The organism is Bacillus haynesii (assembly GCF_014042035.1).
In the GTDB taxonomy this organism is placed as follows: Bacteria; Bacillota; Bacilli; order Bacillales; family Bacillaceae; genus Bacillus; species Bacillus haynesii.
Genome location: NZ_CP059494.1, coordinates 427,098 through 451,098, shown reverse-complemented (window position 1 = coordinate 451,098; position 24,001 = coordinate 427,098). Strand labels below are relative to the sequence as shown.

The following is a 24,001-nucleotide window of genomic DNA, read 5'->3' as shown; positions in this document are numbered from 1 at the left end:
TCTTTTTGCTTGTCTTCTATAAAAATGTATGATCAAAGGAAGACATTATGACAAGTCGGTCTCTCTTATCATGTTTCACTATTTATAGATCCCTGCGATGATCAAAACCACTCCCATAAAGATCAAAATCAGCTTTGCGTAAGAAAGCTGCCCTGCAATCTGATAGATGCCGATTGTCATTGTAATAATAAAGATGAGCGGCCCGACCATGGCCAGCACGCTGTTGACCGCCACGGCTTTTCTGACGTCGTTTGTCAAAAGCATCACGACAGCCGCCGTCAGTTCGATCAAAGATGATACCACCCTTAACGCCGCCATTGCCAAAACCGTCGGATTGACTTGTCCAAAGAAAAGCTTCATGATCTTAAACCTCCAGTAACACTTCCTCTTTTTTTACAATCTATGCTCTCCCTTGAAAAAGTAGTCTTCCGATTTTTCTATTTGGCATGTGAGAGGTAAAAGATTTCAGACAGCAAAAAAAGAGCCGGCTTCACTGAAGCCGGCTCTTTCCCGCTGTTACCCTTATGCTCTTGATACGTAAGATCCGTCAGAAGTATTGACAACAAGCGTATCTCCTTCGTTTACGAAGAACGGCACGTTGACAACAAGGCCTGTTTCTGTTTTTGCTGGTTTTGTTCCGCCTGAGGCTGTGTCGCCTTTGATGCCCGGTTCTGTTTCAACAACTTTTAGTTCGACCGTATTCGGAAGTTCGATTCCGATCGTCTCTGTCTGATACATCATGATGTGGACAGACATATTTTCAAGCAGGAATTTGAGCTCGTGTTCGATTTGCTTCTCGTTCAGCTCAAGCTGCTCGTAAGATGTCGTATCCATAAAAACGTGCTGGTCGCCGTTGGCATACAAGTACTGCATCGTTTTTGTTTCAATTTGGGCGCGCGCCACTTTTTCACCTGCGCGGAATGTTTTTTCCTGAATCGCACCTGTGCGAAGATTTCTCAGTTTGGAACGGACAAATGCCGCACCTTTTCCCGGCTTAACGTGCTGGAAGTCAACAACGCGCCAGATGCCTCCGTCTACTTCAATCGTTAAACCTGTGCGAAAATCGTTTACTGAAATCATGATTATCCTCCTATTGCTCCAATCAAACGGATTATAAAATAATTAAATCTTTCGCGGAATGGGTAAGGGATTCGTTTCCTTCCTCTGTCAGGACAATATCATCTTCTATCCTGACCCCGCCTTTTCCCGGTATGTAAATTCCCGGTTCAACCGTTACAACCATGCCTTTTTCAAGCATCTGGTCCGAACGTGCTGAAAGCGCCGGACTCTCATGAACTTCCATGCCGAGGCCGTGACCTGTTGAATGGCCGAAATAATCGCCGTAGCCTTGTGAAGATATGTAGTCCCTTGTATAAGCGTCAGCTTGTTTCCCGGTGATTCCCGGCTTGATGCTCCGCATGCCGATAGCCTGTGCCTCAAACACGGTTTGATAAATGCGTTTCAGCTCATCATCCGGCTCTCCTACCGCGACCGTACGCGTAATGTCCGAGCAGTAACCTTTATAATAAGCCCCGAAGTCCAATGTCACAAGGTCGCCTTTCTCGATCGCTTTGCTGCTTGCCACTCCGTGCGGCAGACTTGAGCGTACGCCTGACGCCACAATCATATCGAAGGACGAATGATCAGCTCCCTGGCTCCGCATATAAAACTCGAGCTCATTGGCGACTTCAATTTCGGTGATGCCTGGCTTTATGACCGTCAGAATATGGCTGAATGCATCATCTGCAATCTTTGCAGCTTCCTTTAATATCTTAATCTCTTCACTTGACTTAATCAAGCGCAACTTTTCCACAGATTGAGAAACAGGAACGAGTTCAGCTGCGCCAAGCTGCTCTTTGTAGGCGGCATACGTTCCATATGTCATTTTATCCTGTTCAAAACCGATTTTGTTTATCCCCATCTCTTTGATCACTTCGGCGGCCTTTTGAACGATTCCGCCGGCATGCTGAACAATGTCAAAACCTTTGATTTGATCTTTCGCCTGTTCTGTATAGCGGAAATCTGTAATAAAGACTGCTTGATCGCCGGAGATGACCGCCAACCCAGAAGATCCGGTAAATCCGGTGATGTACCGCAGATTAACGCTGCTCGTCACCAAGATACCGTCGATGCCCAAACCACCGAAAAGCTCTCTCAATTTGTTTAGTTTCATTGTCCACTAGTCCCCCTATTTGTTATTTGTGTTCATAAAATAACAGATGGCCAGCTTATAACCTTCAAAGCCGAGTCCGGTGATCTGGCCTCTTGCAACCGGAGCGATGACAGAGCGGTGTCGGAACTCTTCCCTTGCATGCGGGTTTGAAAGATGAATCTCAATCACCGGTATGCTGATCGCAGCCACCGCATCGCGGATGGCATAGCTGTAATGGGAGAAAGCTCCCGGATTCAAAACGATTCCATCGTATTGTTCCTCTGCCTCATGAAGCGCATCAATCAGGTCTCCTTCGTGGTTTGATTGAAAAAAAGTCAATTCAGTCTGAATGCCTTCGGCAAATTGAAAAAGTTTTTGTTCCAAATCGGTTAGTGTGTCTGTCCCGTATACATCGGGTTCGCGTTTTCCAAGCCGGTTTAAATTCGGTCCGTTCAAAATTAAAATATGCGGCAACTCTGCCTCCCCTTTCTCATCACGCAAAAAAATGTCCACTTACAGTGAACATTTTATCATATTGCTTCCTGATCAGGCACTATTCTCTTGTTTCTCCAAGGGCCCGCGTCAGCTTTTCAGAATTGAGTTCATTGTATTCAAACGAAATGGAATAGCCGACGAATAAACCGTAAAGCAGATAAATGCACAGCGTCGTCACAACCGTTTCCCTCTTTAATTCAGCCACAGTCTGAACATCGGGGAACATCGGGTTGAACAGATAAAACACGACAGCCCACAAAACGGCTCCATATACAACGCCTGCCCACATGCCTCTAACCTGCTTCAAAATGCCGTAGTAAAGCAGGGCAGCCCCGATAGAAATAACTCCAATCAATAGAATGCTGATAAACGTCCCGAGAAATCCGTTTTTCCAGTCACCGATGACAAATGGCTGGAGAATCATGTTTGCATTGACTTCGGAGAATTTAAAAAGGTACGCCAGTTCACCGAGTGCACTCCAAAGCACTCCGCCGACAAAACCAGTCGTGATCACCCTTCCAATGAAAGTCATCGGAGTTTCACGCTTATTTTGTTCAAGCTCTTCCGGCTGTTTTTGATTGTCTTCATTACCCATACAGTCCAGATCACCTCCATTTCCAGTATGTCCAAAAACAGCCTCGCCAACATCAGCTTTCCCAGATTTTTAAGATCCGAGTGTAAAAAGCATGAAAAAGGGTATACTTTAATTAGATTTGGCTTTGTAAGAGGTTCGAATTTCTTAAATTTTTGAGCCCGTCAATCTAGAGGTTTCAGCATTTTTCCTGTACAATAGGTGTAAGGAAATGGTTAATGTACTCATAGATTGATACAGATAGGTTGATGCAAATGTCAAATCAAACAAAACAGCCCGCATACGGAGGGCAGGCAGTCGTCGAAGGCGTTATGTTCGGCGGCAGGCGCCATTATGTAACTGCGATCCGCAGAAAAGACGAAAGCATTGAATTTTTCAAGCTGCCTCGGAAAACCAATCCGACGCTTGAAAAATTAAAGAAAATTCCTTTTCTCAGAGGGATTATCGCGATTGTTGAAGCGAGCGCGAACGGCACCCAGCACTTGAATTTTTCGAGCGAACGCTATGACCTCGATCCTTCTTTAGACGATCAATTGAAAGAAGAGAAGCCGTCCAAGCTAACGATGATTTTTGGTCTTGCCGCAGTCGGCGTCCTGTCTTTTTTGTTCGGCAAGTTTATTTTTACGCTCGTGCCCGTTTTTTTAGCGGAGCTTACCCGTCCGGTCTTTCAGTCGGACGTCGCGCAGATTATGATCGAAAGCTTTTTTAAGCTGCTCCTTCTCTTAAGCTATATTTACGCCATATCATGCACTCCTTTTATTAAAAGAGTTTTTCAATATCACGGAGCAGAACACAAGGTCATAAACTGTTACGAGCAAAATCTGCCGGTCACGGTTGAAAACGTTCAACAGCAGTCAAGACTGCACTACCGATGCGGAAGCAGCTTTATTCTATTCACCGTCATCGTGGGCATGTTTGTTTACTTGCTTGTTCCTACTGACCCTCTCTGGGTCCGTATTTTGAATAGACTTGCACTGATACCGGTCGTTCTCGGCATTTCATTTGAAGTTCTGCAGCTGACAAACAAACTGAGAGACATCCCCGTCTTGAAGGTGCTCGGCTACCCGGGCTTATGGCTGCAGCTTTTAACAACGAAAGAGCCGTCTGACGATCAGGTGGAAGTGGCAATCGCAAGCTTCAATGAGCTTCTTCATATGGAGACCAAAGCAGAGGACGAACAGAAGGAACCTTCTAATATCGTAATGTAATGTAACGAATAGGTTAATTTTTTGGGAGGTGGACAGTTATGAAGCAACGCGTACATCCTGTCTCAGCTTTAATTATTGCGTTTGGAATTTTTGGGTTTGTTTATTTCGCCGTCACAAGTCCGGGCCGCCTGCTCCAATACTTGTTTGTTTTTGCCGCGGCCGGCGCCATCATTTATTTCGTGATCAGGCGCATTTCCAATCGCAATATGGGCAGTGAGGGAGCCGCTTTTAAGAAAGCAGCCAAACAATCCAACAGGCGTTTTCAGGATCACAAAAAACGCTCTATAAAAGGCAGGGTTAATCATCTGAGAAGCGTACCGTCTATCAATAAATCAAAGCCGGTATTGGTGAAGAAAAAAAGCCAGACCCAGCTGACAGTGATTGAAGGCAAAAAAAGCAAAAAGAAAAACAGGGCTTTCTTTTAAAACGTCCACTGTTTCAAAAATAATTCTGTTCGTTTTTTTCCTAGCTCGATTAGAGCTAGTTTTTTTTCTGCCGACATCGCGAATTCAGTCGACAGGACTTCCTCAACAGGCAAAAAAATAATGTTCCGCTCATGTTTCGTGGCAATGTGCCTGGCGTCATGCGCCTCTTTCATCGTCTCAAACAGCGCCCCGAACAGCTCGAACGCATTTTTAATCGTTTTCTTCGGCCTCTCTTTTTCATTGGGCATCAGCGTGATGCCCAATACCGGCCGTTTTTTTTCTGTTGTAAACAGCCACATCGGAAAATTGCTTAGAACTCCGCCGTCTACGACGACGCTGATGCCGCTGGAGGACTTGAGCTTCACCGGCTCAAAAAAATAAGGGATGCTGCAGCTCATCCGGACCGCCCTGGCGACGGAAAAACGCCTTGGATTCAAGCCGTACCTGTTTAAATCGTCAGGCAGCACAAGCATCTTGCCGTTCGATAAGTCGGAAGCGATCAACTTCAGCTTTCCCTGTTCAAGATCCCCGAACACTGAAATGCCTTTCGCTTTCAGCTTCTCGGAAATCCAGTTTTCCAGTTTCTCTCCTTTATATAAACCGAGCCGCCAATAAATCGATGCCCATTGCAGCATTTTCAAAGGCAGGAGTGAAAACCTCGGGTCAAGGAGCTCGCTTTCATTTAATTCTTCCATCATTTGGCGGATCTCCGCGCTTGTATAGCCGGCCGCGATAAACGAGGCAATAATTGAACCGGCGCTCGTTCCGGCCAGCCTTTTAAATCGGAAGCCCCGTTTCTCAAGCGCTTCGTATGCTCCTACAAGCGCAATCCCTTTCATACCGCCGCCTGAAAAAACCCCGTCGATGTACATCGCGGTCTCCCTCCCTTAAAAGATGGCTCTACACCATTTTAAGAAACGGACAGAAAAAAAAGACCATGAGACAAAGCGGCAGCCGGAAAAACTGATACGTAAGGAAAAAACCGCCGATACCCGGCGGCTTCAGCGTGTCGAGAAACCCTCGCATTCGTTGTCAGGCCTGCGCGTCGGTGCTCACGAATTCCAACATTCGCTGCGCTCCGATGCTCGGCCTTCCTAGACTGCAAGGTTTTTCAATCACGCTGAAGGGATGACAAAATCCCAAAACTAAAAGCCGTTTTGGGATTTTGTCAACAATCTGAAACCGCCGTTACCCGGCGGCTTTTATTGATTTTCCTGTTCGTTTCTTTTTTGGACGCTTCTTAAATCGTCGATTCTTTTGCTGTCGTCTTCAAAATACTGCACAAGATCTCCGATACGGTCAATGCTGTTCCAGCTTAAATGATGTTCGATTCCTTCAACATCATCATAAATTTTCTCTTCGTCAACACCAATGATTCGTAAAAACTGCTCCAATAATTCATGTCTGTATACTAAACGCTTGCCTATTTTCTTCCCTTTGGGCGTCAGCACGAGGCCACGATACTTTTCATAAATCAAATATTCGTCTTTATCGAGTTTTTGAACCATTTTTGTAACCGAGGAGGGATGGACGGCCAGAGCTTCGGCTATATCTGAGACTCTTGCATATCCTTTTTCTTCAATCAGCATATAAATTTGTTCTATGTAATCTTCCATACTCGGTGTTGTCATCAAATCCCTCCAAATCACACCTATTCAAATCATAACAAGTTTACACTATGTGCATGTAAAAAACAAGCAACGGGATAACGTTTTCACCCGATTACCTTCTATAATTCCATTCATCTGCCGCATACTTCGTCCTGGCAAGATCGGCGACAAATTCCGTTTCCTCTTCCGTCAGTTCATAAGGCTCCAAATGAATGTTAAGCCCTTTTTCGAACCCTTTTTTAAAAGCTTCGCTCGCTTCTTCAATCGTGACTTTTTCTTTCGTCAGCTCATTGATGGCGACCGCTTTTTGTTTGAAGTTTCTCTGCATGCGCTCTCTGAGGCGGTCATTTTTGTAAATAAACAAATCAAAGAGCTTGTCCTCATCCAGATCAAGAAGGATCGAACCGTGCTGAAGAATGACTCCTTTCTGCCTCGTCTGGGCGCTTCCTGCAACCTTTCTGCCTTCGACAACGAGCTCGTACCACGACGGCGCGTCAAAACAGACGGAAGATCTCGGATTTTTCAGGCTCTGTTTCTCTTTTTCCGTTCTTGGTATGGCGAAATACGCATCAAGTCCCAGCTCTCTGAAGCCTTCAAGAATACCTTCAGAGATGACGCGGTACGCTTCCGTCACCGTCTTCGGCATTTCCGGGTGTTCTTCAGACACAATGACGCTGTAGGTCAGCTCTTGATCATGAAGCACACCTCTTCCTCCGGTCGGCCTTCTCACAAAGCCCAAACCGTGTTTTTTGACGGCATCCAGATTGATTTCCTTTTCGATATTTTGGAAATAGCCGACAGAAAGCGTTGGCGGATTCCAGCCGTAAAAGCGGATGGTCGGCGGAATTTTATTTTCGCTGTGCCAATAAAGGAGCGCCTCATCGAGCGCCATATTAAAAGCGGGATCCTGTCGTCCCGAATCGATAAAACGCCATGTTTCTTTTTCCATAACCTACCCTCTTTTTCTTTGGTATAAAATAAGTCTACCATTCCCTCTTAAAATTGAAAATAAATTCGGCGAATCAGATGACAGATTTCTGAGGCTTTACTATAATAGTACTTGTCTTAACATATCGTTAAAAATCTCCCGCTTATCAGGCGGGATGAATTCAAAAAGGAGTCGGATCAGATTGTCTACCAGCAGCATTATCGTTCTCTTGATTTGCGCCGCGCTCATCATCTACGCGGTCGTTTCATACATCTATCAGCAGCGCATTATGAAAACCTTAACAGAAGAAGAATTCAGGGCCGGCTATCGCAAAGCGCAGCTCATCGATGTGCGCGAGCCGAACGAGTATGAAGGCGGCCACATTTTGGGTGCGAGAAACATTCCGCTTTCACAGCTTAAGCAAAGAAAAAGCGAAATCCGGCCTGACAAACCGGTTTACCTGTACTGCCAAAACAACGTCAGAAGCGGAAGAGCCGCCCAAACGCTCCGCAAACACGGCTGTAAAGAGATTTACAACCTGAAAGGCGGGTTCAAAAAATGGGGCGGAAAAATTAAAACGAAAAATTAATAACCGAAGCTGTCTCTACTATGAGAAGGCTTCAGTTGAGTCCAGCATCCTAAAACGGTTTAACGTTTTAGGATGTTTTTTTAGCATATCCGACAGACAATCAAGAACAGGCAGGAGGAAAAGTTTGTCAGATGATTCGGGTGATGAGCGGTTATCCTTTCAGACAAAAATAAGCCGGCGAAATGGGTTCGCCGGCTTTGTTCGTTATTTTTTCAAGTCTTCGATTGAATTGACATCTTTCATATATGTCGGAACGACAAGGCCAATTTTTACGCCTGTCATGCTTGTACCGATATCTTCGTATTTGCCTTTGTATTTTTCAGCATATGTTTTATGCGTCTGCGGCAGCCATGCAGCAAGTGAAGCATCAACGCTTCCTTTTGCAATACCAGTCCACATCGGGCCTGCTTCTACTTGGCTGAGCGTAACTTTGTAGCCTAAGTCTTCAAGAACTTTTGCAACGACATTGGTGCTTGCAATTTCACTGTCCCATGCCACATAGCCGAGCTTAATTTTTTCGCCGTCTGCTTTATCGACGCCTTTTGTCCATTTCTTAACAAGATCTTGATGTTTTTTGACGAATTCTGCTGCAGCTTCTTCCGGTTTTTTGCCTTCCTGAATGGCAAGCATGACTTCCCCCATATCATCCTCTGTCCAGCTGAATTGGCTGAGCAGCTTGTTTGCACCCGGATGGTCGTCCTTGAATCCTTTGCGCGTAACAGTATGGATTTCTTCGGCATCACCATAGGAACCTTTTGGATCTTTCAAGTATTTCAGATCGTATTTTGCAAACATCCAATGCGGCGTCCAGCCCGTAATGATGATCGGTTCTTTTTTATCGTAAGCTTTTTTCAATGCGGCTGTCATTGCTGAGCTTGATCCTGATGTGACAGTCCATTTGCTGAGATCGTAGTCCTTGAGCGCCTGGTCCGTTGCATTCATAATGCCCGCTCCAGGATCAATGCCGGTAATTTTATAATCGACTTGATCGCCTGCTGACGCATTTTCATTATTATTGCTGCTTCCGCAGGCAGCCAGACCCAATGTCAGTACTGCTGCGGTGCCGATTCCCGCTATCTTTTTCCACATTATGCATTCCCCCTGCTTTTTTTCAATTTTATATTTTGTGTAACCCGGTCAAGTACGATCGCTATAATCACAATCGCAAGCCCGGTTTCTACACCGGTACCCGTTTGCAGCTGTGTAACAGCCCGGTAAACTTCTTCTCCGAGTCCAGGCGCACCTACCATTGATGCAATAACGACCATTGACAAAGCAAGCATAATGCTTTGATTGATACCGGCCAGAATGGTTTTCGTCGCGAGCGGCAACTGCACTTTAAAAAGCCGCTGGCTTGTCGTTGAACCAAATGCTTCTGTAGCTTCAATCAGATCTTCAGGCACCTGCTGGATCCCTAAGATCGTCATCCGGATTGTCGGGGGCATCGCAAAGATAACGGAAGCGACAACACCCGGCACAACCCCGATATTGAAGAAGAAGATGGCTGGAAGTAAATAAACAAATGCCGGCATCGTCTGCATTAAGTCAAGGATGGGCGTGACGATTCTCCGAACCGTTTTCTTTTGGGAGCCCCAGATTCCGACCGGAATGCCGATAATGACAGAAATCAGAACGGATGTGACGACAAGCGCCAATGTCTGAAGCATGGCGTCCCAATATCCTAAATAATCAATGATAAAAAATCCGATCAAAGTAAACAGCGCAATGCCTTTTTTGCTGATCAGCCAGGCGAGCGCGGCAAAAATAACAGTCAAAATAACCGGCGGCACAAAACCCAAGCCTTGGACAATCGCATCAACAAACGATTCCACTCCACTGGCAATTCCGTCAAATACCCCGCCGAACGACAACGTCAGCCAGTCAACAAACTGATCGATCCAATCGGCTAAAGGAATGCGGGGAAGCGATGATAAAGTAAACATTATCTCACCTCCTGAATAACAGCTTCATGATCTGGTTCATGATCTGAATTTGCATTAATATACCGGTCATTTCCGGCAAGCGCTCCGATTAATGCACCCTTGACGATGATCCCTTTCATCCGCTGTTTTTCATCGACGACAGCAATCGGAATGCTGGCATCAGAGACCAATTCAAAAATATCCGTCAGGACAGCATTCTCTTCTACGGTTGTGATGTCTCTTGAGATGACGCTCTCCAGCGTCTGGCTTTTTTCGGCTGCTTTCTTAGCTGTTTCAGCATCAACGGAGCCGAGGAGCCTATTGTGTTTGTCAACGGCATAAATCGATGAAATCCCCAGGTTTTTCATCAGCGTCAGTGCAACGCGCGGCCCTTTGTCTACGCGCACGGTTTCAGCCCGTTTCATAATGTGACCGGCCGTCAGCACTTTAGATAAGTCGACATCTTCAACGAATTTTTCAACATATTCGTTCGACGGGTTCATTAAGATCTCTTCCGGCGTACCGATTTGAACGATGTTTCCGTCTTTCATCAATGCGATTCGATCGCCGATTCTCAGCGCCTCATCAAGATCGTGGGTGATGAAAATAATCGTTTTTCCTACTGATTCATGCAAATCGAGGAGTTCATCCTGCATGTCCTTGCGAATCAGCGGGTCAAGCGCGCTGAACGCTTCGTCCATCAACAGAATGTCCGGATCATTCGTCAATGCGCGGGCAAGCCCGACGCGCTGCTGCATCCCGCCGCTCAGCTGATCCGGATATTGCTGTTCATATCCTTCAAGCCCGACAAGCTTTAAAGATTCCATCGCTTTTAGCCGGCGTTTTCCTTTATCCACTTTTTGCAGTTCCAATCCGTACTCTGTGTTTTCAAGAATTGTTTTGTGCGGAAACAGAGCGAACTTTTGAAAGACCATGCTGATTTTTTTCCGGCGGATTTCCCGCAGCTGGTCTTTGGACATATTTGTTATCATGTCACCATCTATGTACACATGTCCTGCAGTCGGTTCAATCAGCCGGTTTAAAAGCCGCACCAAAGTTGATTTACCGCTCCCTGATAGACCCATGATGACAAATATCTCACCTTCATAAACGCTAAAATCTGCTTGGTTCACCCCGACGGTCGCCCCGGTTTCTTTCAGAATTTCTTTTTTGGTTTTGCCATCGGCAAGCAGCTGCGTTGCTTTCTTTGTGTTTTTTCCAAACACCTTGGACACTTTTTCTACTTTTATCTTGATTGGCTTTTCGTCTGAATTCATATTTCTCCTCCCGTATGAAGCAATCTAATATACCGTAACATTTATGTAACATATGAGACAAACGGCATATTCGCTGTCATTTTGTATCATTACCTTCATATTCATCGTTGTCACTCTCTACCCTTGCGAATCCTTCTAAATGCTCCATAATCCTGTGCTTTCAAGGTAAATTAAACCATTATCTCTCAATAAAACATTGAAACTATCACGTTTTGCAAAGTAATTTTTATTTTTAATTTTAAATTTGATGAATTTACTATTTAATAAGGGGGAAATCCTTCTCATTCAATTAGTAAAACGTTTACATAAAGATGTTATTTTTCTCATAAAAAAAGCCGGCGAAATCGATCCGCCGGCTTTCTTATCATTTTTCATAGCGCAGCACGGGCTTCCGCGCAGCTTTTGTTTCATCCATGCGTTTCACAACGGTTGTATGCGGTGCTTCCTGAACGACTTCAGGCGTTTCCTCCGCTTCTTTTGCGATCTGGATCATCGTATCGATAAACGCATCGAGCGTTTCTTTCGACTCTGTTTCTGTCGGTTCAATCATGATGCATTCCTCGACATTGAGCGGGAAATAGATGGTCGGCGGATGGAAGCCGAAGTCCAAAAGGCGCTTTGCAATGTCAAGCGTTCTGACTCCCAGCTTTTTCTGGCGCCTTCCCGACAGCACAAATTCGTGCTTGGAGTGGCGGTCAAACGGCAGATCGTAGTAAGGAGCAAGCTTTCTCATCATATAATTCGCATTTAAAACAGCGTTTTCCGTCACTTCTTTGAGCCCGTCCGGCCCCATTGAACGAATGTACGTATAAGCTCTTACATTGATGCCGAAGTTTCCGTAGTATGGTTTCACCCTGCCGATCGAATGCGGACGGTCATAGTCAAAGGTATAGCGGCCGTCTTTTTTCACCAGCACCGGCTTCGGCAAATACGGAATTAATTCTTTCTTGACACCGACAGGACCTGATCCAGGTCCCCCGCCTCCGTGCGGCCCTGTAAAGGTTTTGTGAAGGTTCAAATGGACGACGTCAAACCCCATGTCACCCGGTCTTGCTTTGCTGAGTACGGCGTTCAGGTTCGCTCCATCATAGTACAGCTTTCCTCCGGCATTATGGACGATTTCAGCCATTTCTAAAATATTTTCCTCAAAAAGGCCGAGCGTATTTGGATTGGTCAGCATTAACGCGGCAGTTTCTTCGTCTACGACACGCTTTAAATCTTCCAGATCAACAAGGCCGTCGTCATTCGATTTGACGGTGACCGTTTCAAATCCGGCAACAGTTGCAGACGCCGGATTTGTACCGTGGGCCGAATCAGGAACAATGACCTTCGTCCTTTTATGATCGCCGTTTGCCTCATGGAACGCGCGGATCATCATCAGCCCGGTCCACTCGCCGTGCGCGCCGGCAGCCGGCTGAAGGGTGACCTCATCCATTCCTGTGATCTCTTCCAAATGCTCGCTCAAGTCGTACAAAAGTTCCAGCGCACCCTGCACGGTCGCTTCATCCTGGAGCGGATGGATCGCAGAAAAGCCAGGGATTCTCGCGATTTTTTCGTTAATCTTCGGATTGTACTTCATCGTGCACGAACCGAGCGGATAAAATCCCGAATCCACTCCGTGGTTGCGCCTAGATAAAGCCGTATAATGGCGCATAATATCAAGCTCGGACACTTCGGGGAGATCTGCCGGTTCATCTCTGATATACGCTTCGTCAATGACGTCTGTCACATCTGTTTCAGGGACGTCAAGCTCAGGAAGGCTGTAGCCGACCCGCCCTTCTTTTGATACTTCAAAAATAAGCGATTGATCCTGATTATTCATGGCGATCCCCCAATTCATTCATGAGTGTATCGATTTCCTCTTTTGTTCTGAGCTCTGTCACGGCGATCAGCATGTGCTGTTTTAAATCCGGATATGAAGCGCCGAGATCGTAGCCTCCGATCATATTTTTCTCAAGCAGGCGTTCATTCGCTTTTTCGACAGGTTCATTGAGTCTGATGACAAACTCGTTGAACATCGGCCCCTCAAACGCGACTTCAAGACCGGCCCGTTTAGCTGCTTCTTTTGCGTAAGCCGCTTTTTGCAGGTTCTGCCATGCGATTTCCTTGACGCCTTTTTTTCCGAGCGCCGTCATGGCGACTGACGCAGCAAGCGCGTTGAGCGCCTGGTTGGAGCATATATTAGATGTTGCTTTATCCCGTCTGATATGCTGCTCGCGGGCCTGCAGGGTGAGAACGAATCCCCTTTTCCCGTTTTCATCTTCCGTCTGACCGACTAGACGGCCAGGCACTTTTCTCATCAATTTTTTCGTGACGGCAAAGAATCCGCAGTGCGGACCGCCGAAAGCAGCCGGGATTCCGAACGGCTGGGCATCTCCGACAACGATGTCAGCGCCCAACGCCCCGGGCGGTGTTAAAAGCCCGAGAGCCAGCGGGTTGGCGGAAACGATGAACATGCTTTTCCCTTTATGGGCGATCGGTTCAATGTCTTTCAGTGGCTCAATTCGCCCGAAAAAGTTGGGGTATTGGACGATCACTGCTGCTGTATCTTCGCAGACGGCTTCATCAAGAGCCGCAAGATCCGTTATTCCTTTTTTGGAAGGGACTTCAACCACGTCGATGTACTGCCCTTTCGCATACGTTTTTAAAACCTCGCGCGATTCGGGATGGACGGTTTCCGATACGACGATTTTTTTCTTTTTTGTATGTCCTGAAGCAAGCATGGCCGCTTCGGCTAACGCCGTTCCCCCGTCATACATCGACGAGTTGCTGATATCCATGCCCGTCAGCTCGCAAATCATCGTTTGAAATTCGAAAATCGCCTGGAGCTCCCCTTGAGAAATTTCAGGCTGGTACGGTGTGTAAGCCGTGTAAAATTCTGACCGCGAAATCACGTGGTCTACGATGACGGGCTGGTAATGATCGTATACGCCCGCTCCCAAAAAAGAGGCGTACGACACTGTATCTTTATTTTTAGCCGCGAGTTTCGTCAGTTCTTTTGTGAGCTCAGTCTCAGACTTTGCCTTTTTAATTTGGTATTCCCCTTTAAATCTGACGCTTTCGGGTATATCGGAGAATAGCTCGTCGATTCTCTCGACTCCAATTGCCTCAAGCATCTCCTTTTTATCCTGATCTGTAGCTGGCAGGTAACGGTGCTTCATCTTCAGTCTCCTTTCACGGTCTTGGCAAACTTACGGCTGCCTTTTGTAAAATGGGGTTTTCACGATTTTGGCTTTCAAACGCTTATTTCTGATTTCCACTTCAACTACGGTGTCGAGGGCGCAGGCTTCTTTTTTCAGCAATGCGAGGCCGACGTTTTTCTTTAAGGTCGGCGACTGTGTGCCGGTTGTCACCTCGCCTGCTTGTTCGCCTTGATAATAGACGGCGTATCCATGCCTTGGAATGCCTTTATCGATCATTTCAAGGCCGACCAGCTTTCTGTCCGCTCCATGTTCCTTTTGGCTTGCCAGGACGGCTTTTCCGAAGAAATCCGAGGCTTTGTTTGTTTTGACGGCAAATCCGATGCCGGCTTCGATCGGCGTAATGTCCTTTGAGAGCTCCTGTCCGTACAGCGGCAGCTTCGCTTCAAACCTCAGCGTATCCCTGGCCCCAAGGCCGCACGGCACCAATCCCGAATCCTTGCCTGTTTCAAGGAGCAGCTTCCAAATGTAGGCTGCATCTTCATTCCGGCAGTAAATCTCAAAGCCGTCCTCTCCCGTATATCCCGTTCTGGACACAAGCGCCTGCACGCTGCCGATCGCTGCATCATCCCGGAACGTAAACGGCTTTAATTCGGCAAGATCATTATCTGCGACCTGTTTTAAAATCGCTTCGGCCTTCGGCCCTTGAAGGGCAAGCAGCGCAATCTCGTCAGACACGTTTCGAACCGAAACATCTCCTTCTATGTGCTTGTTCATCCAATCGACGTCCTTGTCGATATTGGCTGCGTTAATGACGAGCATGTAGACATTGGCCGCTTTTTTATAGACGAGGAGATCGTCAATCGTTCCGCCGTCTTCATAGCACATGGCCGTATACTGGGCGCCGCCTTCTTTCAGCGTCGAAACATCGTTTGTCAACAGCTTTTGCAAAAACGGAAGGCTGTCTGTTCCCGTGATTTCGACCTCCCCCATGTGTGAGACGTCAAAAAGCCCCGCTTTCGTCCTGACGGCTTCATGCTCCTCTTTAATTGAAGAAAATTGAACTGGCAGTTCCCAGCCGCCAAAATCAATCGTTTTCCCGCCATATTCCTTATAAAGGTCAAATAAAGGCGTACGTTTAAGCATTCTGCTTCCCCCTTCGCTTTTCAAACTAAAAACAAGTTTGCCAATCATCAGAAAACAAGAAAGATTTCAACATCAATCGGATGGCTGCGCCGCTTTGGACGGCACAAAAAAGGACAGAGAAGCCCCTTTGTCAGTTCGGAGGCTCTCTGTCCTGGCACCTGAAAGTTTACTTTGCATCAAAAGCAAAGATGTCCCCTTTGGTGGTTTGCTAAACATAATATGATACAAACTCTCTCCAGAGTTGCGTCAAGCAAGAGTTCTTTTGCCTGAGAGATTCACTGTTTCCCCAGTTTGCTCCTTCGGCGCCGCTTTTAGGTTTCCCGCTATCGGTCTCTCCCCTTGCCGTCATTCGCTCATATTCATTTCTTTTCGTGGACATACTATATAAAGCTTACGTTTTTTTTACTGATGATCTACAAATATCCTACCATCATCACAACGATTGGGCAACAGAAAAAACCATTAACAATTTATTATTTCAGAATAAGAACGTTCGTGTTTTGTTTATTTCTTAGTAAAATCCGTTTTTATCACGCAAGATTTTCTTTTAAAAAAGAACATTTGAATCTCAGAAGAGAAAGGCGGCATGACGATGAGACCAGACATTCATTTCGACAACGAGTGGCCGGAACAGTTCAAAAAGCACCTTGATGAAGACGGACCGTGGGCGAATTGGGAGCTTTACAAGCTTTCCTGTGAAGTGCAGAAAAGGCTTGCGATTCCGACGTTTGAAGGCTTGCAGGCCCCTTACCACCTCCCCGGCTTCACACCGCTACCGCACCAACTCGAAGTCGCCCGGAAGGTGGTCGAGCAGATGAACGGAAAAGCCATCTTGGCGGATGAAGTGGGCCTCGGCAAAACGGTCGAGGCAGGGCTGATATTAAAAGAATACATGATTCGCGGGCTGGCCAAGAAAATATTAATCCTCGTCCCCGCCTCGCTCGTCTCGCAATGGGTGAAGGAACTGCGGGAAAAGTTTTTAATTCCGGCTGTGGAACAGAAAAAAAGCTATGTATGGGAGCAGTGCGATGTTGTCGTCTCCTCCCTTGACACGGCAAAGCGGTCGCCGCACAGGGAGACGGTTTTGTCGATCCAGTATGATGTGGTGATTATTGATGAAGCTCACAAACTGAAAAACAATAAAACAAAAAATTACGAGTTTGTCCGCAGCTTAAAGAAAAAATATTGCCTGATGCTGACGGCGACGCCGATCCAAAACAAGATCGACGAAATATTCAATCTCGTTTCCCTGCTAAAACCCGGACACTTGGGAAATGAAAGCAACTTCAACAAAGATTATACAAAACAGATCAATTCAGTTGAAGCACACGAGCGCTTGAAGTCGCTTATCAATAAAGTCATGATCAGAAACAGACGGCATGATACCGGCATCACCTGGACAAAGCGCCATGTCGAAACCGTGCCCATTTCCTTTTCTCCTACAGAACAGGCTTTGTATGACGAGATTAAAAAGCTGAAGACAAATCATCAGCATTCATCAAGCATGTTCTCAATCATGACATTGGAGCGCGAATGCTGTTCAAGCAGAGAGGCTGTCTATATGACGCTGAAAAACATGCTTGACCGAAAGGATCGCGAAGCACCGGTGATCGCTGAACCTGTCATCCACCATTTGATCGAAAAGGTCAACGAGGTCACACAAAATTCAAAAGCGCTGAAAGTCGTTGAACTCATTCAAGAACTCGATGACAAAGTCATCATCTTTACTGAATACAGGGCGACACAGATTTATCTGCAATGGTTCCTCCAACAGAACGGCATCAGTTCCGTACCGTTCAGAGGTGGATTTAAAAGAGGAAAGAAAGACTGGATGAAAGATTTGTTCAGAGGCAAAGTGCAAGTTCTGATCGCAACTGAAGCAGGCGGGGAAGGGATCAATCTTCAATTTTGCAATAAAATCATCAACTATGACCTTCCGTGGAACCCGATGCGTCTTGAGCAAAGGATCGGCCGGATTCATCGGCTCGGCCAGGAACGCGATGTCTACATTTACAACATGGCAACAAAGCATACCGTAGAAGAGCATATTTTAAAGCTCCTCTATGAAAAGATCGATTTGTTCGAAAAAGTCGTCGGAGACTTGGATGATATTTTAACAAAAATCGAGGTCGGCAATTTTGAAGATCACCTCCACGACATTCTCTTTTACTCTGCGACTGACGAGGAAATGAAAATTAAAATGGAAAACTTAACCTCTTTTATTTCTTACGGAAATGAAGCCGCTTCAAACCAAAAACAGATCGGAGGCTAAAATCAAATGCGTCAGGAAGAAATATATCTGTTTTTAGAACGCTTTTTCACCGCAAACGGCTGTGCGATCACCGACAAAAGTCCAGGCCACATGACTGTGCAGCTGACAGTTGAGGTCGATAAACAGATCATGAACAGGCCGTTTTACTGGCACTGGCTTGAAAAGACGGGCGGAGTGCCGAATCCGATGAAAATTACGCTGATCACGAATGAAGACAAGGCCCCTTCCGATATCGAAGGGGAGTTTATTCATTTCGGATCACCAAGACTTTTTCAAATTTTCCAGGCAGTGCAAAAGAACGGCAAATTTATTCGCCTTTATGAGAGAATCCGTTCCGAAGGAGCTCATATTCCCCTTGAACCGTGGCTCGGCATGAACGTGACGATCTCGTACCAGTCCGACATGAAAAAAGATAAGCTTTTGTCCCTCGGCCTTCATTTAATCAGCGGTCAGCTGATCGAATCGTTTCAAGAACAAATGGAAGCCCGCAAGCTCTCTTCGCAGATCTCTGACTACTGTTATACGATGTCGCCGTTGATTAAGCCGGAAAGCGGCATTAAACGGCTTGAGCGCTATATCGAACAGGCCGCCAGAAGCGAACCGCTTGATTGGGCTGAAGCATCCCTGAAACGTTGGAATAACGACCTGTCACTCTTAAACCAATTTTACGAGGATACTGAAGAAAAACCGGAGGAATACGAAATTGAGAAAAAGGCTCTTCAAACGCTTTACGAGCCTAAAATCGATATTAAAGTTCAAAACGGCGGATTATTTTATCTGCACAAAAAAATTTAGGATAATTTTTCCGATTCGACACCGTTCTTGTTTTTATTTAGAGAGCTGGAATTATAATAGAACTAAAGAGATAAGAGAAACTTTCGTAACACCATTTGGACAAGCTTGGAAAAGTGTTGAGTCTCGGGGTTTATCTTTGTTTATCACAACACGGTTGTCTGAAATACATAAACAAGTATTTTGGGGGGGAAATGTATGAATAAAGATAAAAATGAGAAAGAAGAATTGGATGAGGAGTGGACAGAACTGATTAAACATGCTCTTGAACAAGGCATTAGTCCAGAGGAAATACGTATTTTTCTCAATTTGGGAAAGAAGTCTGCAAAACCTTCCGCATCAATTGAAAGAAGTCATTCAATAAATCCTTTCTGAATGTGCTATAATATCGAAAGGAAGGTGATGACATTGATTGGCCAGCGTATTAAACAATATCGAAAAGAAAAAGGCTACTCACTATCTGAACTAGCTGAAAAGGCTGGGGTAGCGAAGTCTTATTTAAGTTCAATAGAAAGAAACTTGCAAACAAACCCCTCCATTCAATTTCTAGAAAAAGTCTCCGCTGTTCTGGACGTCTCGGTTCATACCCTGCTCGATGAGAAAGATGAAACCGAATACGATGGTCAATTAGATAGTGAATGGGAAAATCTAGTTCGTGACGCTATGGCATCAGGGGTTTCTAAAAAACAATTTCGAGAATTTTTAGATTATCAAAAGTGGAAGAAAAGACAGGAAAAGGAGTAAGGGAAACAGATCTTACTCCCTTTGGCATTTTTTACGCTGAATAAGCCGATTCCTCATGAACATAAAAAAACGGATCATAAAGATCCGTTTTTTAAATTGCACCATTATTTATCTTCACTGTGCGCTCTTTCGTTCTCTTTTACATAACCTTTTTCATCGGCATGTTTTTTGCCGTCGATTGTCAAGCCGTTCCATTGAGTAGCTTCGAATGAGAAGTCAAGCTGCACAGAATCACCTTGATATTTGTTCTGTACCATTCTGCCGCTGGCGTCTGTTGTTTTGTCATTGACGAACTCAATCACCAATTGAACTCTGTCAAAGTCATATGGATCTTTCGGAATGCCGTCGTATTCAGGCGCAGTTTTTCCGTTGATTGTTGCTACATTGATTTTGCCATTGTCATGCAGGAACTCTGGCTCAATTGCTTTCTTCACTTTTTCGTACGCGCTCTTATCTTTTTTCGCGGACATATTGTACAGATCATAAAGGTTGGCTTCATCTAAAATGATGTTTTTAGGATAGCCGTTTCCGCCTTCAACTCCGACAGTCAGAACGCTGACTTTAAATTGTTTCAGGAAGTCTTCCGCTGTGCTTTTTCCGCCGTTTTTCGCGTTTCCGTCAACGAAATTGCTGTAGCCAACCTGCATCAGCACTTCTTTAATCGCAAGTGATCCGTCATTTTTGAATTCGAAATCTTTAGTGAATTTGTCGCCTGGTTTTAAGTTGGACAAGTTCACTCTTGCAGATGTATCTTTCGCATTTAAGTCAAGCGTACCTGCTGCATAAGTTGCTTGAGTTGTTTCGATGTCGTTAAACGCAGCCCAAGTTCCTCCTCCTACTAATGCCAGTCCAAGCGCAGCAGATGCGACGCCTAATCCGAGTTTTTTCTTTGTACCCATTGATAACTCCTCCTTTTATAATAAGAAAATCTGTATATATGGAGACCTGAATGTTCAGGTGACCAACGAAGATTACATGGAAACTGATTGATCTTTGCCGGCGGCTTCAATTGCTTTAGCTTTTTGGTCAATCTCTCTTAAAGCCGCGGATACAGTAATCACTGCATAAAGAATCAACAAGAGTCCCGGCACGATCAGCAAAATGGCTGTGCCGATCGGTTTACTTGCAAAATCCAGCAAATACCCGGCATACGGAACCGTAATGCCCGAATACTTAGCGACAACATTTTCCGCCAGTACCGGATCGGAATCAGGGTTTTGGTTATTGTCACCCTTTGTCTTAAACATGAGATTTGATTTATTTTTTGTTATACCGATAATTCGGTGGGTAACCATGGTGTTTTCGTCTTGCATGAATGTAATGATATCTCCCTTTTTCAAAGACCCGGGATTTTCAACTTTTTGAACGGCAATCACAGAACCTGTTTTAAACTCCGGCTCCATCGATCCGGATAAAACCGTTTTCAATTGATAGCCGAAGAGCTGTGGCTCTCCGCCGGACGACTTTGTCGAAATCACGACGATGACCGCGGCGATGATGAGTGTGAAAATAATCACATATAAGATATTGCTAACCCATTTCATCACATGTTTCATGACGCTTCCCCGCTTTCTAATGAATTTTCTTCTTTTCCATATTCTTTATCTACGGATTCACTGCCCTTTGGTGTTTCTTCTATATCCTGTTTAGATTTTTGCGGTGTTTGAGTCTGTTCTGTTTGCTTTGGTTTTGCTGAAGCTTTTTTAGGAGGCTTCGGTGTTTCTTCTTTGCAGTCTTGAAGCTCCATTACATTTGACCAAATGAAAGGTTTGCCCTTTTTAACATCGGGATGGCCTTCAGGCTTGATCAATTTAAAAGCGTATAGCCCACCTTTTGCTGCCCGGTTCGACTCAATCCGGTAGATGCTCTTTTCGGCTTCTTTTTTGAAAACGCCTTTATCGATGACAGTCCCGTCCTCTAGCGGCTTTTTGGAATGACCGAGTTTATGAAGCTCCCACTTCCATTCAGAGTCGGCGATTTGACTGCCGCGGTTTTTATATTCTGCAAACAATGTCAGCGGTGCACAGACCGTTCCTTTCGTCTTTGTCTGTTTTTGAAGCTTCAAATCGCTTCCGTCCCACTGTTTCTCATCTTGAGGAAATGATGAGGCCGCTTTCATTGTCATGCTGTATGTTTCCACATCGTGAAATGATGCGTTTGTATGCTGGGACAGCTGACTCCCCAATCCAATTAAAAGGTAAATGATCAGCAGCGTTTGAAAAACGATGATGTTTTTTCCGGCTCTTTTTCGGCATCTCCTAGTTCGAGATAATCGGATCATGACTACCCTCCTAGCGAGTATGTAATAACTTTCGGTTTCGTTCGTTTTAAAGAACTTTATAGTTAGAGTATATAGAACAAGCGTACCGTTTGAAAACTGTCAAAATAGTCGATTAAGTTCGTTTTACAGAACATTTTCGTTTAATTCCTCAAAAAACCTCTCAAATTCTCATCTTTTTGAAATGTTTGAAGTTCTTTATAGTGTACACAATTTCTTCTTAATTTTTGTATAAACACTGTTGACAAGGAAAAAATAGGATAGAAAGGATGATGACCCGTGCTGAAAAACGTCATGTTATGCTCTTTTTTACTGCTTGCCGGCATCGGGCCGCTCAATGCCCATGCGGCAGCTTACGAAACAGCCCGCATGTCTAAGTGGGAAGAAAAAGCGGTTGAGGAAGCAAAAAAGAGATATCCGGAAGCAGAAGTTCGCCTCACGAAAAAAGTATGGGATCGAAAGCGGGCCGATGAAGCGGTCAAACAATACCATGTCACATTGAGTGAAGGAAATAAAAATTTCGGAGTGTTTGTCACAATTTCATTTGAACCTGCGACACACAAAATTAATAAAGTCGTCGTTGTGGAAGAATATAAATAAGCCGCTTTGCAGTGCAAAGCGGCTTGTCTTTATTTATGCCGTTTAAAAAACATGATACAGCCAAGGGGAAGAATGCCGAACCATTGATATATCCTGGACGGCGGCTTTGACTCTTTACGTTTTTCTTTCATTTCTTTTCTTTCCTGCTTAGGCGTGTCCATATATTTTACGAGCTGTTCCGTCATATATTTAACATAATCGTTCGTTTTCATCGCATCACCTCTTTGGGAGTTCTGTCAGTTGAAGTGTTGTCACGCGAATCTTTTTTTATACATTCTTCATGATTCCGGCACACAATTTTTAATATTCTTTCCACTGTGTGATTTTCTGATTTCTCAAATCATATTGAAATTCAGCACTCGTTTCTGTGCCGGAAGCTGTCGTTACCTCTATCTTAACCCGTTTGAGCTGCTGATGAGCCGGGCTGACAGTATACGATATCAAGCCATGCTGTTTTTGAATTTTTTCTTTTGACTCTTCGTGAATATGGGACAAGGCATGGAGAATTCCATTTTGGAGAAGGTTTTGCTGAATGTAAAATTCTTTTGTTTGCTGTGCAAACGTTCGTTGATTCGTTAATAAAGTAGCTGAATGACTCGCGCAGAGCATGCAAATCACAGCTGTGAAAACAGCAGCGGGATAAATGAATCCTTTTGAATTTTTCACATGATCACCTTTTACATATGATAGAGCGGAATGGACGTACGGTATGACTTTCCGCTTAGACTTGTCACTTCAAGGATCAGCAGGTGATCTTCAATCACAAACCTCATTTGTTTGACATGTTGTAAAAGCGGTACATGACCTTTTCTATTGACTCTTTTTCGAATAACTGTCTGATATTGTTCATAGCGAACGATGTCACCTTGACGGTTTGTCATTGCCAATGACTGATGATCGCCGGCTGCTCTAATGTCAAGCGAATTTCTGCACTCCTTCAATATCTGCTCGGCCGTAATCGTCCATTCACGCGGGTGAATATCCGCACCGTTTCTTTCCGGGGATAAAAACAGATGAAATATCGAGGCCATCGTACCTGCAACGAACATATACACCATTAAGGAAACCAGAACATTAAGAAGGGTAAATCCCCTTTGCCCGCAAAATGGTGAAACAATACCTTTGGCTGTCTCTTTTTTTAATGGAGATGCATGCTTCATAATCATCTCCCTTCTCCTTCCATTCAATAAAGTAAGATGTATTCCGGTAAAGCACAGTTTCTATAGGCTGAAACTGTCCGTTCAGCGTGTAGCGGCTGATCTTTTCATCCAATATGCGATATGCCTCTTCTTCTTTTTCGGACGCCTCACGCTGCAATGACATCTGATGAACCATAGGAATTAATAACATGGTGATCATGACCCATATGCCGAATGCGGAAACAGCTTCAACTGTTGTAAAGCCTCTATTCTTTTTGCACATTAATCTTTCCGCTTCCTAAATAGATCGTCAGTGTAAAAGAGGCGTGCTGTGTATCGATCACGATTTTTCCTCCTTGATTCGGAACTCCGCTTGGATTAAAAGTAAGAGTTGGTTTGAGCGTCGATTTTTTGAATGCGATATTGCAACTGTATGTCCTGACCAGCTCAGGCGAAGAACCATCGTCCGAATGCTTAATGATATAACGGCAGCCGGTAAAGTCAAACTGCACCTTAACCGTCGTATGGCGGACGAGAGCTGTCTGCTGAGCGTAAAGCAAATCCTCTTCAAGCTGTGAGACAAAGTGCTGAACGATTCTTTTTTCATAAATGGGAGGCAGTACAGCAAAAAGAAGAGTGAGCATAATGGAACCGATCATCAATACAGTTAAACTTTCCAAAAGGGTAAATCC

30 protein-coding genes and 1 riboswitch are annotated in these 24,001 nt (G+C 45.0%); of the genes, 8 read left to right on the top strand and 22 right to left on the bottom strand.

The window, feature by feature from the left end; genetic code table 11:
- Window positions 1-78 precede the first annotated feature (78 nt).
- The 5 genes from H2R00_RS02360 to H2R00_RS02340 all read right to left on the bottom strand — a co-directional run bounded on the left by H2R00_RS02360 (window position 79) and on the right by H2R00_RS02340 (window position 3,242).
- Entirely contained in the window at window positions 79-360 is a 282-nt protein-coding gene (locus H2R00_RS02360; protein WP_154997670.1) for a YqhV family protein, read from the bottom strand.
- Between the two features lie 162 nt (window positions 361-522).
- Window positions 523-1,080 carry an elongation factor P gene (efp, locus tag H2R00_RS02355; protein ID WP_020452147.1) on the bottom strand — a complete coding sequence of 186 codons (558 nt, stop codon included), beginning with the start codon at window positions 1,078-1,080 and terminating at the stop codon, window positions 523-525.
- Between the two features lie 31 nt (window positions 1,081-1,111).
- Entirely contained in the window at window positions 1,112-2,173 is a 1,062-nt protein-coding gene (locus H2R00_RS02350) for a M24 family metallopeptidase (protein ID WP_154997668.1), read from the bottom strand.
- Window positions 2,174-2,188: 15 nt separating this feature from the next.
- Entirely contained in the window at window positions 2,189-2,626 is a 438-nt protein-coding gene (gene aroQ, locus H2R00_RS02345; protein WP_043927933.1) for a type II 3-dehydroquinate dehydratase, read from the bottom strand.
- A gap of 79 nt (window positions 2,627-2,705) precedes the next feature.
- Window positions 2,706-3,242: a YqhR family membrane protein gene (locus tag H2R00_RS02340; protein WP_182070394.1), complete on the bottom strand. Its 537-nt coding sequence runs from the start codon at window positions 3,240-3,242 to the stop codon at window positions 2,706-2,708.
- 251 nt (window positions 3,243-3,493) lie between these two features.
- Between H2R00_RS02340 and H2R00_RS02335 the strand changes: the two genes are divergently transcribed.
- Window positions 3,494-4,447 (top strand): DUF1385 domain-containing protein, encoded by a 954-nt coding sequence (locus H2R00_RS02335; RefSeq protein WP_182070393.1) that lies wholly within the window; start codon window positions 3,494-3,496, stop codon window positions 4,445-4,447.
- Window positions 4,448-4,485: 38 nt separating this feature from the next.
- Window positions 4,486-4,872, top strand: coding sequence for an SA1362 family protein (locus tag H2R00_RS02330; protein WP_154997660.1), 387 nt, complete (start codon window positions 4,486-4,488; stop codon window positions 4,870-4,872).
- Here H2R00_RS02330 and H2R00_RS02325 read toward each other — a convergent pair.
- The 3 genes from H2R00_RS02325 to H2R00_RS02315 all read right to left on the bottom strand — a co-directional run bounded on the left by H2R00_RS02325 (window position 4,869) and on the right by H2R00_RS02315 (window position 7,431).
- Window positions 4,869-5,744: a patatin-like phospholipase family protein gene (locus tag H2R00_RS02325; RefSeq protein WP_182070392.1), complete on the bottom strand. Its 876-nt coding sequence runs from the start codon at window positions 5,742-5,744 to the stop codon at window positions 4,869-4,871. The genes H2R00_RS02330 and H2R00_RS02325 overlap by 4 nt on opposite strands.
- Before the next feature lie 330 nt (window positions 5,745-6,074).
- Window positions 6,075-6,503, bottom strand: coding sequence for a transcriptional regulator MntR (gene mntR, locus H2R00_RS02320; protein ID WP_003183427.1), 429 nt, complete (start codon window positions 6,501-6,503; stop codon window positions 6,075-6,077).
- Window positions 6,504-6,594: 91 nt separating this feature from the next.
- The gene (locus H2R00_RS02315) at window positions 6,595-7,431 is read right to left on the bottom strand and encodes a lipoate--protein ligase family protein (RefSeq protein WP_154997656.1); all 837 of its coding nucleotides are present in this window, start codon (window positions 7,429-7,431) and stop codon (window positions 6,595-6,597) included.
- A 181-nt stretch (window positions 7,432-7,612) separates the two neighbouring features.
- Between H2R00_RS02315 and H2R00_RS02310 the strand changes: the two genes are divergently transcribed.
- Entirely contained in the window at window positions 7,613-7,999 is a 387-nt protein-coding gene (locus tag H2R00_RS02310; RefSeq protein WP_073425744.1) for a rhodanese-like domain-containing protein, read from the top strand.
- Window positions 8,000-8,203: 204 nt separating this feature from the next.
- Here H2R00_RS02310 and H2R00_RS02305 read toward each other — a convergent pair whose 3' ends face one another.
- The 6 genes from H2R00_RS02305 to gcvT form a co-directional block, all read right to left on the bottom strand.
- On the bottom strand, window positions 8,204-9,088 hold the full coding sequence (locus tag H2R00_RS02305; protein WP_154997654.1) for a glycine betaine ABC transporter substrate-binding protein: 885 nt from the start codon (window positions 9,086-9,088) through the stop codon (window positions 8,204-8,206).
- The gene (gene opuAB, locus H2R00_RS02300; protein WP_154997652.1) at window positions 9,088-9,942 is read right to left on the bottom strand and encodes a glycine/proline betaine ABC transporter permease subunit OpuAB; all 855 of its coding nucleotides are present in this window, start codon (window positions 9,940-9,942) and stop codon (window positions 9,088-9,090) included. The genes H2R00_RS02305 and opuAB overlap by 1 nt, the downstream gene beginning before the upstream one ends.
- Entirely contained in the window at window positions 9,942-11,198 is a 1,257-nt protein-coding gene (gene opuAA, locus H2R00_RS02295; RefSeq protein WP_154997650.1) for a glycine/proline betaine ABC transporter ATP-binding protein OpuAA, read from the bottom strand. Before opuAA ends, opuAB begins: the two co-directional genes overlap by 1 nt.
- A 364-nt stretch (window positions 11,199-11,562) precedes the next feature.
- Window positions 11,563-13,020, bottom strand: a complete 1,458-nt coding sequence (gene gcvPB, locus H2R00_RS02290) for an aminomethyl-transferring glycine dehydrogenase subunit GcvPB (RefSeq protein WP_182070391.1) — start codon at window positions 13,018-13,020, stop codon at window positions 11,563-11,565.
- Entirely contained in the window at window positions 13,013-14,359 is a 1,347-nt protein-coding gene (gene gcvPA / locus H2R00_RS02285; RefSeq protein WP_182070390.1) for an aminomethyl-transferring glycine dehydrogenase subunit GcvPA, read from the bottom strand. Before gcvPA ends, gcvPB begins: the two co-directional genes overlap by 8 nt.
- 30 nt (window positions 14,360-14,389) lie before the next feature.
- Complete coding sequence (gcvT, locus tag H2R00_RS02280) at window positions 14,390-15,484, bottom strand: glycine cleavage system aminomethyltransferase GcvT (RefSeq protein ID WP_182070389.1); 1,095 nt, start codon at window positions 15,482-15,484, stop codon at window positions 14,390-14,392.
- Window positions 15,485-15,728: 244 nt separating this feature from the next.
- Window positions 15,729-15,833, bottom strand: a riboswitch (glycine riboswitch).
- Between the two features lie 243 nt (window positions 15,834-16,076).
- Here gcvT and H2R00_RS02275 point away from each other — a divergent pair.
- From H2R00_RS02275 to sinR, 4 genes are all read left to right on the top strand, one after another.
- Window positions 16,077-17,756 (top strand): DEAD/DEAH box helicase, encoded by a 1,680-nt coding sequence (locus tag H2R00_RS02275; RefSeq protein WP_154997698.1) that lies wholly within the window; start codon window positions 16,077-16,079, stop codon window positions 17,754-17,756.
- Window positions 17,757-17,762: 6 nt separating this feature from the next.
- Window positions 17,763-18,551, top strand: a complete 789-nt coding sequence (locus H2R00_RS02270) for a YqhG family protein (RefSeq protein ID WP_182070388.1) — start codon at window positions 17,763-17,765, stop codon at window positions 18,549-18,551.
- Between the two features lie 195 nt (window positions 18,552-18,746).
- Complete coding sequence (gene sinI, locus H2R00_RS02265; protein WP_154997624.1) at window positions 18,747-18,923, top strand: anti-repressor SinI; 177 nt, start codon at window positions 18,747-18,749, stop codon at window positions 18,921-18,923.
- Window positions 18,924-18,956: 33 nt separating this feature from the next.
- Window positions 18,957-19,292: a transcriptional regulator SinR gene (sinR, locus tag H2R00_RS02260; RefSeq protein WP_006637528.1), complete on the top strand. Its 336-nt coding sequence runs from the start codon at window positions 18,957-18,959 to the stop codon at window positions 19,290-19,292.
- Between the two features lie 104 nt (window positions 19,293-19,396).
- Here the strand turns inward: sinR and tasA are convergent, their stop codons facing one another.
- The 3 genes from tasA to tapA all read right to left on the bottom strand — a co-directional run bounded on the left by tasA (window position 19,397) and on the right by tapA (window position 21,573).
- Window positions 19,397-20,191 carry a biofilm matrix protein TasA gene (gene tasA / locus H2R00_RS02255; RefSeq protein WP_154997622.1) on the bottom strand — a complete coding sequence of 265 codons (795 nt, stop codon included), beginning with the start codon at window positions 20,189-20,191 and terminating at the stop codon, window positions 19,397-19,399.
- Window positions 20,192-20,263: 72 nt separating this feature from the next.
- Window positions 20,264-20,848, bottom strand: coding sequence for a signal peptidase I SipW (sipW, locus tag H2R00_RS02250; RefSeq protein WP_154997620.1), 585 nt, complete (start codon window positions 20,846-20,848; stop codon window positions 20,264-20,266).
- Window positions 20,845-21,573, bottom strand: coding sequence for an amyloid fiber anchoring/assembly protein TapA (gene tapA, locus H2R00_RS02245; RefSeq protein ID WP_182070387.1), 729 nt, complete (start codon window positions 21,571-21,573; stop codon window positions 20,845-20,847). The genes sipW and tapA overlap by 4 nt, the downstream gene beginning before the upstream one ends.
- Window positions 21,574-21,849: 276 nt before the next feature.
- Between tapA and H2R00_RS02240 the strand changes: the two genes are divergently transcribed.
- A complete protein-coding gene (locus tag H2R00_RS02240) occupies window positions 21,850-22,170 on the top strand; it encodes a YqzG/YhdC family protein (protein ID WP_076793488.1) in 321 nt (106 codons plus the stop codon).
- Window positions 22,171-22,199: 29 nt separating this feature from the next.
- On the opposite strand, the gene H2R00_RS02235 is transcribed toward H2R00_RS02240, so the two are convergent.
- From H2R00_RS02235 to comGD, 5 genes are all read right to left on the bottom strand, one after another.
- On the bottom strand, window positions 22,200-22,382 hold the full coding sequence (locus H2R00_RS02235; protein ID WP_020452171.1) for a YqzE family protein: 183 nt from the start codon (window positions 22,380-22,382) through the stop codon (window positions 22,200-22,202).
- Between the two features lie 88 nt (window positions 22,383-22,470).
- A complete protein-coding gene (gene comGG, locus H2R00_RS02230) occupies window positions 22,471-22,836 on the bottom strand; it encodes a competence type IV pilus minor pilin ComGG (protein ID WP_154997614.1) in 366 nt (121 codons plus the stop codon).
- A gap of 11 nt (window positions 22,837-22,847) precedes the next feature.
- On the bottom strand, window positions 22,848-23,219 hold the full coding sequence (gene comGF, locus H2R00_RS02225) for a competence type IV pilus minor pilin ComGF (protein WP_261763563.1): 372 nt from the start codon (window positions 23,217-23,219) through the stop codon (window positions 22,848-22,850).
- Between the two features lie 25 nt (window positions 23,220-23,244).
- Entirely contained in the window at window positions 23,245-23,592 is a 348-nt protein-coding gene (gene comGE / locus H2R00_RS02220; protein ID WP_182070386.1) for a competence type IV pilus minor pilin ComGE, read from the bottom strand.
- Window positions 23,576-23,989, bottom strand: a complete 414-nt coding sequence (gene comGD / locus H2R00_RS02215; protein ID WP_244958271.1) for a competence type IV pilus minor pilin ComGD — start codon at window positions 23,987-23,989, stop codon at window positions 23,576-23,578. Before comGD ends, comGE begins: the two co-directional genes overlap by 17 nt.
- Between the last annotated feature and the right edge of the window lie 12 nt (window positions 23,990-24,001).